Source organism: Gracilibacillus pellucidus, from assembly GCF_033949965.1.
Lineage (GTDB): Bacteria > Bacillota > Bacilli > Bacillales > Amphibacillaceae > Gracilibacillus > Gracilibacillus pellucidus.
Genome location: NZ_JAWZSR010000010.1, coordinates 29973 through 40945 on the forward strand (window position 1 = coordinate 29973; position 10973 = coordinate 40945).

General features: G+C 37.6%; 1 protein-coding gene. It reads left to right on the top strand.

Annotated elements, in window-relative coordinates; genetic code table 11:
* The first annotated feature begins 8 nt into the window (after nucleotides 1–8).
* Nucleotides 9–10952 carry an SDR family NAD(P)-dependent oxidoreductase gene (locus SH601_RS14825; RefSeq protein WP_319959104.1) on the top strand — a complete coding sequence of 3648 codons (10944 nt, stop codon included), beginning with the start codon at nucleotides 9–11 and terminating at the stop codon, nucleotides 10950–10952.
* Nucleotides 10953–10973: the final 21 nt, after the last annotated feature.

The following is a 10973-nucleotide window of genomic DNA, read 5'->3' on the forward strand; positions in this document are numbered from 1 at the left end:
GTGATCACATGGAGCAATCTAATAAGATTCAATGTTATATTGATGTTAAAAATGAGAATTTTGTTCTACGGGATCATCGGGTTCATCAAGTCCGGATTATGCCCGGAGTAACATTTTTGGATCTCATATATAAGCTTTTACAGGCAAAAGGATTCAATCTTGAACAGGTCGAGTTACGACACATTCTCTTTAAAGAAGCGGTTGCAACTACCGAATTTTATGACAAAAAAGTATATATTAGCATTTATCATGATGAAACAACTCCTTTTTGGACAGTGGTTGCCAAAAGTAGAAAAGTAAAAAATGGCCGCGAGTTAGAGGATGAATGGGTAGAAAATCTTCAGTGTGAACTTCACTTGATAGAAGCTAAAAAAGAACAACCAATTGATATTGAAGAATTAAAACGGTCTGCCATTGAAGTGGCTGATTTAGATAGCGTGTACTCATTGGCTCGTCAATTGGATATCAATCATTATGAGTTTATGAAGGGGATAGGGACTTTATATAAGGGAGAACAATTTGTCCTTGCTGAAGTTTCTTTAAGTCCTTTGTCAATGAAGTATATGGAACAGTTTTATTTACATCCAGCTTTCCTAGATTGTTCAACTTTAATTCCTTTCTTTCATGATGATAACATTAAAATTTCAGAGCCATTTATACCTTTATTTATCAAGAAATTTCGGGCGGTCAATTCTTTAGGAGAAAGATGTTATATCTATATTAATGATCCGGCTAGAAGCCGTTTGTCGAATGACATGATGACTGCTCATTATGCGATATATAACGAAGAAGGGGATATGGTTGCTTTATTTGAAGGTTTTTCAGCAAAAAGAATTCGTTCAAAAGAATTTATAACCAAATATTTAGATCATAAGAGAGAAGGTCATATGATCTATAAAGATAAACGTGATGAGGTTGATGCAATTTCTACATCTCTCAAAGATAAAGATTCCGAGCAAGTGATGATTGAAAATGATTTGCGTAAAATGATCGCCACCGTTCGGGATTGCAGTATAGATGATGTTGATCCGAAAATAGCATTCTATGACCAAGGCTTGGATTCTACCGAACTATTAGATTTGGTTATGAAAATTGAAGAAAAAATAAATTGTCAACTATATCCTACCCTCCTTTTTGAATACACGAATATTAAAACATTATCAGATTATCTGATGGAGGAGTACGGAGAGCAATATAAGTCTTATTTAGAAAATAACTTTGAAAATGCAAGTGCTAAACAAGTACACGAAACACAAAGTATCAAGCAAAGGAAGAAACCATCACAAGGTCGAACCTTACAATCAAAAGGAAGTCCTACTCAGTATGAGCGCTCAACGGATATCGCAGTAATTGGTTTATCAGGTAGATATCCCCAATCCCCAGATCTGGGCTCTTTTTGGGACAATATTTCAACAGGACAGAACTGTATCACAGAAGTGCCTGCAGATCATTGGAATGTAGAACCGGACTTTGATCCTAATCCATCTAATAAAAATAAGAGTTATAGTAAGTGGGGCGGTTTTTTGTCTGATGTCGATAAATTTGACCCTGTCTTCTTTAGGATCGCTCCCAGTGAAGCAGAAAAGCTAGATCCCCAATTAAGGATTATGCTGGAGACTGCATGGCATACTGTGGAAGATGCAGGTTATACTCCTGATAAACTCTCCAAGAAAGATGTCGGGGTTTATGTAGGGGTCATGAATAATGACTTTACTTGGGTAGCCTCCGAGAACTATATCAAAACTGGAGAATTTAGCTCTCCAGGTAATTACAATCATGAAATAGCTAATCGTATTTCGTATTGCTTAAATTTTAGTGGGCCGAGTTTAACCCTTGAAACAGCCTGTTCTTCTTCCTTGACAGCTATTCATATGGCCAGACAAGCAATCATTAGTGGAGAATGTACAACAGCATTAGCTGGAGGTGTAAATTTAAGTTTGCATCAGAGTAAATATTTGATGCTAAGTGGACTTAAAATATTATCTCCTGACGGAATGGAAAGAACATTTGATGAGGAAGCGAATGGCTATGTGCCAGCTGAAGGAGTGGGTATGGTTTTATTAAAGTCGTTACCACAAGCCATTGCTGATGGTGATCATATATATGGTGTCATCAAGAGTTCATCTGTTAATCATTCTGGATCAGAAGCAGGGCAGCATGTTCCCAATGTAAAGTCTTTGGCACGTTTGGCACAAGGCTGTATTGAGAAATCGGGTGTGAACCCAGAACATATAGGATATATTGAATCACATGGGACAGGTACTTCAGTGGGTGATACATTGGAATTGAAAGCATTAGAGACTGCTATTCGGACTTTTACCAATAAAAAGAGTTTCTGTGCGCTAGGTTCTAAGGCTAACTTTGGTCACCTAGAATCTGCATCGGGAATTTGTTCCTTAACCAAGGTGCTACTCAGTTTGAAGCATGGCAAGATACCAAAGTGTGCCAACGTAAACCGTGTGAATTCTGCTATTTCATTAGATGACTTTCCTTTTTATATTCCTCAAGAGACTGAGGAATGGGAGAGTGATAACCACCCAAGAGTAGCAGCAATTAATTCCTTTGGTATCGGAGGGGCTAATTCTTTTATGGTAGTAGAGGAATTTGTGGGAGAAACAAATCATGTCGAACAAAATGATAACATGGAACAGCATTTGGTAGTTCTATCTGCACGTAAAGAAACTAATTTGAAGCAATATGCGCAATCGATTCTTGAATTTTTGGATCAAGAAAGAGAAAACTTGAGGGGAAGCAATGCTAACTACTTTTTGTCTAGCATGGCGTACACTTTGCAAACAGGACGCCAGCCTTTCCAAGAACGATTGGCTGTTGTTGTGTCCCATCCTGATGAGTTAAAGAACAAACTTGTCCGTTATGTTTCGGGGGAACAACAAATTAAAAATTTGTTCAGTGGAAATGTAAAAAAGGGATCTACAAAGCTTAAATCATCCCAATGGAGAGCAAACGTAGAAAAAACTGATAAGCTAAGCGACTGGGCTGAAAAATGGGTAGCAGGAGGGGAAGTGAATTGGGAGTCTTTGTATGAACATCCTCCGCAAAAAATGTCACTTCCAAACTATCCTTTTGATAAAAACTCGTTATGGATTGGACAGGTAACGGGGTTACAGAACGGTTCTGATAATTCAAAAGATGAAGCTTTGTTTCCACCTAGCGTGAATTCGGAGTATTTAGAAGAGGTGAATCGAGTATACCTCCATCATGTTTGGAATAAAAGGGACTCAATCCTAAGTAAGCATGAATCATGGCATGGAGAATCTATTCTCATATTCGATACAGACGAACAATTACGAGATGTTTTACTAGAAAAGATTGCTAGAGAAGGAAGTAAAGTAAAAGTGATCTTGGTAAAACCAGGCGATGCTTATCGGTACGTAAGTTCAGAGGTCTTTGAAATAAAACCAAATCAATTCAGTGATTATGAGCAGTTAATCACAACGCTTAAGCTTAAGAATGCTCTACCTTCTAAGGTTCTATATTTATGGTCAAAAGATAGGCTTAATGATAAAAATACAGAATTAGACAACTATCTGCAAAAGGGTTTATATTCAGTATTTCCATTGACACAAGCGCTAATGAAGATGAAATTAAAACATACCATTAAATTATTGTTTGTTCATGATGAACAACAAAAACAGATCGACCATGGGGCATTGGCTGGTTTATTTAAAACTATTCAAATTGAAAATCCACGTTTTGTATATAAGTCTGTAATGATCGATTTTCCTTTGACAGAATCGGAAGTACTTATCGACTTATTCCAACGTGAATATCAAATGAGTGATAACGCGGTCGAGGTTAGATATACCCAGGGGGAAAGACATGTAAGAATATTAATGCAGTTTGAACCGCCTGTTGATCAAATTCAGTTCAATATGCTCAAAGATCAGGGTGTTTATCTTATTACAGGAGGATTAGGTGGTTTAGGTTTCATCTTTGCACGTTATATTGCAGAGCAAGTTCACGCCAAGTTGGTGTTAGTGGGACGTTCAAGGCTTAATCCGGATAAAGAAGCCAAACTAGAACAATTGAGATCTCTAGGGACAGAGGCAGTGTATATCCAAGGAGATATTACTAGAAAAGAAAGTGTAAAAGAACTGATGAGAGAAGTGAAAGCTTTATATGGTGAATTGCATGGCATCATTCACAGTGCAGGCGTAACTCAAGATCGTTTGCTCATACAAAAAGAACAAGATGAAATAAAGAAAGTGATTGCTCCAAAAGTGTACGGCAGTGTTTATCTGGATGAAGCAACCAAAAATGAACCACTTGATTTCTTTGTGCTTTTTTCCTCCACAGCTGGTGTTATGGGGAATACCGGTCAAAGTGATTATGCTTTTGCAAACAGTTACTTGGATGGTTTTGCAGCGAATCGTGAAGAAAAACGCCATTTACGAAAGAGAAATGGAAAAACAGTCTCGATTAGTTGGCCCTTATGGAAAGAGGGTGGAATGAACGTTGACGAGCAAACTAAACAACATTTTCTAAGAAAGTTTGGTATGTCACCAATGAATACCAAGACGGGCTTGGAAGCCTTTCAGTATAGCTTGTCAAATTCCGAGAGCCATATCGTTGTAGCAGAGGGTAATCGTCAAAAAATCATAGAGGCAATAGGTGCTAGCGACGAAAAAACTACAGAAAGGTCAGAAGTAACAATTCAAACGAATGATAGAGAGGTTTTGAATTCAAAAGAACAACACGTACAGGCGAGTCAATTATATAAGTATCTTTATAAAGATGTTCTCTCGATTGTGGTTGACATTTTAAAAATAAATGAAGACGAGATTGATATGGATACTGAACTCAGTGATTTTGGATTTGATTCAATATTATTGACTAAATTTAGTGAACATTTAAGTGATTTATTTCATGAGAATATTTATCCTTTTATTTTCTTTGAATACCGAACCCTCGGTTCCTTGATAGACTATCTTGCAAATGAATACAGAGGAAAAATGGTAGAGCACTATCTGGTAAATTTAAAGGAAGTACAGAAAGATTCGGATCAACAAGTTCAATCTATTTCAACTGAAAAAATAGTAGAACAATCCCTAGCTGTTGATGAAAAGTCAGTGGAAAAGGATAAAAAATCCACATTTGAACCTGTAGCTATTATTGGAATGAACGGTACGATGCCACAGTCGGAAGATTTACATTGTTTTTGGGAAAATATTGAACAAGAAAAGGATTTGATTACAGAGGTACCAGAGGATCGTTGGCAACTTAAAAATATTGACGGTGAACAACATTCCTTTCCTAAATGGGGAGGGTTTATGAACGAGATAGATAAATTTGATCCACTGTTTTTTGGTATCTCTCCCTGGGAAGCAGAATTAATGGACCCACAGCAGCGTCTATTTATGGAAACAGTTTGGAAAACTATAGAAAATGCAGGGTATAAACCTTCAGATCTTTCGGGAACTAGAACGGCATTATTTGTTGGTGTAGCTACAACTGATTATCGTGAACTATATCAAAATAATCACACTGAAATAAATGCTCAGACTACCACAGGAACATCCCATTGTATCCTGGCAAATAGAATTTCGTTTTTGCTCAATATTCATGGTCCTAGTGAGCCAATTGATACAGCTTGCTCTAGTTCTCTTGTTGCAATCCATCGAGCTGTTGAAGCCATTCAATACGGCCAGTGTGAGATGGCTATTGCTGGAGGAGTTAATATAATCGCAAGCCCTAACCTTAATGTTTCATTTCATAAAGCTGGAATGTTAGCTACTGATGGTCGTTGTAAAACATTTGACAATAAAGCTAATGGGTATGTACGTGGAGAAGGTACGGGCGCACTACTTTTAAAACCATTAAGACAAGCTGAAGCTGATGGTGACCATATATATGGTGTGATAAGAGGAACAGAAGTGAATCATGGTGGACATGCAAATTCCCTAACTTCACCAAATCCAATTGCACAGAAGGACTTGTTAGTAGGAGCCTATCGGAAGGCAGGTGTGAACCCTGCTACAGTGGGGTATATTGAAGCACATGGAACTGGAACTTCTCTTGGAGATCCTATTGAAATTGAAGGCCTTAAAAAAGCTTTTGATCAGTTATATGAAGACTGGCGAATCTCACAACCCCCACAACAGTACTGCGGATTGGGTTCAGTGAAAACAAACATTGGTCATTTAGAGACCGCTGCTGGTATAGCGGGCGTATTTAAAGTTTTATTGGGAATGAAGCATAAACAAATACCGGGAACCCTTCACTTTAATGAGTTAAATCAATATATTGAGCTTGAAGGAAGCCCATTTTATATAGTCGATAAAACTCAGTCATGGGAACGCTTGAAGGATAAGTATGGTCGCCAAATTCCGAGAAGGGCGGGTGTGAGTTCTTTTGGATTTGGTGGGGTCAACGCCCATTTGATTCTTGAAGAATACGAACAACCGGAGCCCTCTGTAACACAAAATCAACAACCAGAGTTGATCGTGTTATCAGCTAAGAATAAGGAAAGACTTGCTGAATATGCAAATAAACTTAGACTTGATATCGAGCGGAAGAAAGAACAAAATATTAATTTAAGTGCCATGGCATATACTTTACAAATTGGACGAGAGCCAATGGATGAACGATTGGCTATGGTGGTCTCATCAGTACAAGAATTAAAAGCGATATTAACAGATTTTCAACAGGATAAAGAAAATGTGAACGCCCTTTATGAAGAGAACGCACCTGACAGTAAATTAAAGTACTTACTATCAGGTGGAGCTGGAAATGAATTTATTAGAAGACTAGTGAAGGAGAAGGAATACGAAAAACTGGCAAGACTGTGGTTGTCTGGTTTAGAAATTGATTGGAATTTGTTGCACACAGAAAACAACCGTAGACGGCTACCTTTACCGACGTATCCGTTTGCACGAGAAAGGTATTGGATTCCTAGTCCAGTTTTATCGAAAAAGAAAAAAGATAATACTGTTTTACATCCCTTACTTGACACTATCGATATGAAAAAAAGCCTTGGTAGTGGGATAGTTCTACGTAAACATTTCAAACGATTGGATCAAATTGTACAAGAACACAAAGTTAATAATAAACCAACATTGCCGGGAGTAGGGTATTTGGAGATGGTGTATGCAGCAGCTTCAGAAATTACCAGCGATTCGCCCCAGTCCATTTCGGACGTGTACTGGTTGCAGCCATTAATAGTTGAGGATGAAAAGGCAGTAAGTATTGTAATATCAAATGAAGAGGATCAACTTCATTATGAAGTTGTTAGTGAAGAACAGGGCGATACTATTATCCATGGAAAAGGCCGTATTGATTTAAGTGCTACTGCATCTAAAGAAGAGGAAATATCTATTACGAATATCAAAACTAGGTGTACAGAAAAAATATACCCAACTAAACTGTACAATGCCCTTGCTGAAGTTGGTTTGGTATATGGTTCCTCGTTCCAAGGTATTCAAGAAGTTTGGAAAGGTTCGGACGAAGCGCTTAGTTATATTGAGTTACCTGAGAGTTGCTTAAAAGAAAATTCATCGTATACAATGCATCCTATGCTGATGGACGCCGCTTTGCAAACATTGACCTGTTTAGATATGGCAAGTGTGGAAAAAGGGACGCTAAAAATTCCTTTTGCTACGTCGAGGATAGAGGTTTTACGACCTTTAGAATCTAAAGTTTATACTCATGTTCGTATGTTGGATGAGGATCGTTTTGACCTGACAATAACGGATGTTCAGGGAGTTGTTTGCATTAGGTTGTTTGATTTTATCGTCAAAGAGGTGAAGGAATCAGACAAAAACCTTTTGTATGCCACTGAATGGGAGGCAGAACCAGTTTTTTTTGAAAGGAACAAGCAAGACGCGGGATCAGCCTTGATTGTACATACAGATCAGGGGATGGGACTTGTCAATACATTATGCGATAAACATCAAGAAGTGTTTTGTATTCGGCTGGGGTCAGAGACTCGACAAGTGGACCCATACAATTGGGAAGTCCAATCAAATAAAGAGGATTCTTTTGATTCTATAATACAGAAATTACCAAAAATAGATGCATTATATTATCTAGGTGGGATACAGCATTCTATTGACAGTATGTACCATTTCAAAAAGGGAGACGGCGATCATGAACAGGTAGTGCTTTCTCTTTTTAGGCTGATTAAGACATTACAGCGAACAAAATATTTAGCAGATCCTCTGGAGATTAAAGTGATAACGAATAATGTACATCAGGTCATGAATGAGTATCTTGCTTATCCTCAAGCAGCAAGTTTGTTCGGCTTTGCAAAGTCTTTGGCTATAGAACACCAAAACTGGTCTATTAGTTGTATCGATGTGGACTTATACTCAGAGGAAGAACAAGCCATAGCCGAATCTATTATGGAAGAAAGCGGGAGCCTTGCAGGAAGTGCAGTTGCTATTCGCAACGGTGTGCGCTATGTACAAAGGATCAAACCACTTCAACTACCGAATGCGAAAGAAATACCTTTTAGACAAAATGGGGTCTATGTCATACTTGGTGGTACTGGGGGGATCGGTTTAGAGTTAAGTCGTTACCTGGCTAAGAGTGTTCAGGCGAAGTTGGTACTATTAGGACGAAAACCATTAACAGCAAAACAAAAAGAACAGATTATGCATATCGAATCAATGGGGGCAGAAGTTCTTCATATTGAGGCAGATGCTTCCGACTATTCAAGCATGGAACAGGCAATTAATCGAGTTAAAGAAACCTTTGGTATTATTCATGGAGCGTTTCATTCAGCTATGGTGTTAAATGATAAAATGCTAGTCAATATGAATGAAGATACACTTCTTTCAGTTCTTGCACCTAAGATATCAGGAAGTGTTAATTTCTATGAAGCTCTTAAAGATCAACCATTGGACTTTATGATGTTCTTCTCTTCAGCTATATCATTTTTGGATAGTGCAGGCCAAAGCAATTACGCTGCTGCATCTACATTTCAAGATGCTTGGGCTCGATACTTACACAAAAACGCACCCTTTCCCATAAAACTAATCAATTGGGGTTATTGGGGAGAGACAGGTGTTGTCGCTACAGAAGAATATAACAAACGTATGGCGACAAGAGGAATTAAATCGATTCAACCCGAAGAGGGAATAGAAGTCATTCAGCAAATTTTATTAAGCCAGGTTACACAGGTCATGCCGTTTAAAGCAAGTAATAATTTTCTTAGACAGATGGGAGTTCAATTGCAGAAGTGTGATCGTATTTACTCTAAAGAAATACCTTCGCTTATTGAAACAACTGTACAAGCAGTTGAAAAAGAGGGCCTGGATAGCTCAAATGCGACAAGCCATACTGAAGCCCTTAAAAAACTGAAACTTTTTGCTCGCTATTTATTGCTTTCGGCATTTCAACAAATGGGTGTATTTAAACGTAGCAAAGAATCGTATAACATAGAGGATCTTAAAGAGAAAATGCAAATTGTTCCGGCCTATTCAGGATTATTTGAAGCATTGGTAAATATTTTAGAAGAAAGTGGCTTTATTCAAACGAACTCACATCAAGTCACCACTACACAATATTTAGAAAGCAGGGAACTGCAACATCAAATGAAAGAAATTTCCCAATATAAAGATGATTTACTATATCACTATCCTAATCTCGAACCTTATGTGAAATTAATATGGGTATGTGTAAATTCCTATCCTTCAGTACTTACGGGAAAAAGATCTCATATGGAAGTATTGTTTCCATTAGGCTCAGCAGATCAGGTTAAAAACATATACGGAGGTAACGACAGTGCAGACTATCACAACTCGTTGGTAGCTCAGTTTATTAAAAACTATATCAAACAACGTCTTAAAAAAAGTACCAAGAAAAAACTTAATATACTTGAAGTCGGCGCGGGTACAGGGGCAACAAGCCATCTTGTATTAAAGGCCATAAAAGAATATGCCCCATATATCCATTACTTTTATACTGACATTTCACAAGGGTTTACTAAGCAAGCTGAAAAAGTATATGGGGAACACCACCCGTTTGTGGAATTTAAGGTACTTGATATTGAAAAAGATTTAGCACAACAGGGCTTTCAGATGAATAGCATTGATATTGTCCTAGGAAGTAATGTCTTACATGCAACCAAGAATATTAAAAATACTTTGGAACGAATCAAAATCCTTCTTAAGACAAATGGAATCACGGTAATTAATGAAGTAACACAGATTCAAGAATTTTTGACTTTAACTTTTGGACTAACAGAGGGTTGGTGGTTGTTCGAGGATCCAGAATACCGACTCCCACATTCTCCACTACTAAATACAGATAAATGGCAGTCATTACTTGCTCTGACAGGGTATAAGCGTACGAAGTTTTTGGATCTCCCTACCCAATCGGATCAAGACAAGAACCAGAGTATTATTATAGCAGAAAGTGACGGACGAGTATCGACAACCGTTACTATAGAACCAGATCCACCAAATGAAGACCAGGTTGATATGGAAAAAGAATCAACATTATCTTCTCCAAAAAAGAATATGGCCCAAGACCTTTCACACTTTGAATTGCAATCTAAGACGATTGATTATCTTAAAGAACAATTTGCTAATGTATTAAAAATTAATAAAGATAGAATAGATCACAAAGCAACATTTGAAATATATGGTGTGGACTCTCTTGTGATGGTGAGGCTAATTTCTCACCTAGAAAAAGAATTTGGTAAGCTTCCATCAACATTACTATTTGAACATATGACAATTGAAAAACTAAGCGAATATTTCATGGTAAAGCATCCAGACCATTTAAACAAACTCTTTACACCGCTATCAGTCGAATTAATGGAGGAACAATCTTACCAATCGCATTATGAGGACGTGGTCGCCGCTTCTAAAGAGACTCAACCATTTGCTACAGAACATTTACAAACGGAAGAAATGGAAAATATTGTTGACAGATTATCTGACGAAGAGGTCGATAAGTTGTTTAATAAAATAGCGGGTTTAATTTGATAATGTATGGGAGAGATCAAT

What these genes read in the sequence shown, in the direction of transcription:
- SH601_RS14825 (WP_319959104.1), top strand. Translation starts at nt 9, where the DNA reads ATGGAGCAATCTAATAAGATTCAATGTTATATTGATGTTAAAAATGAG.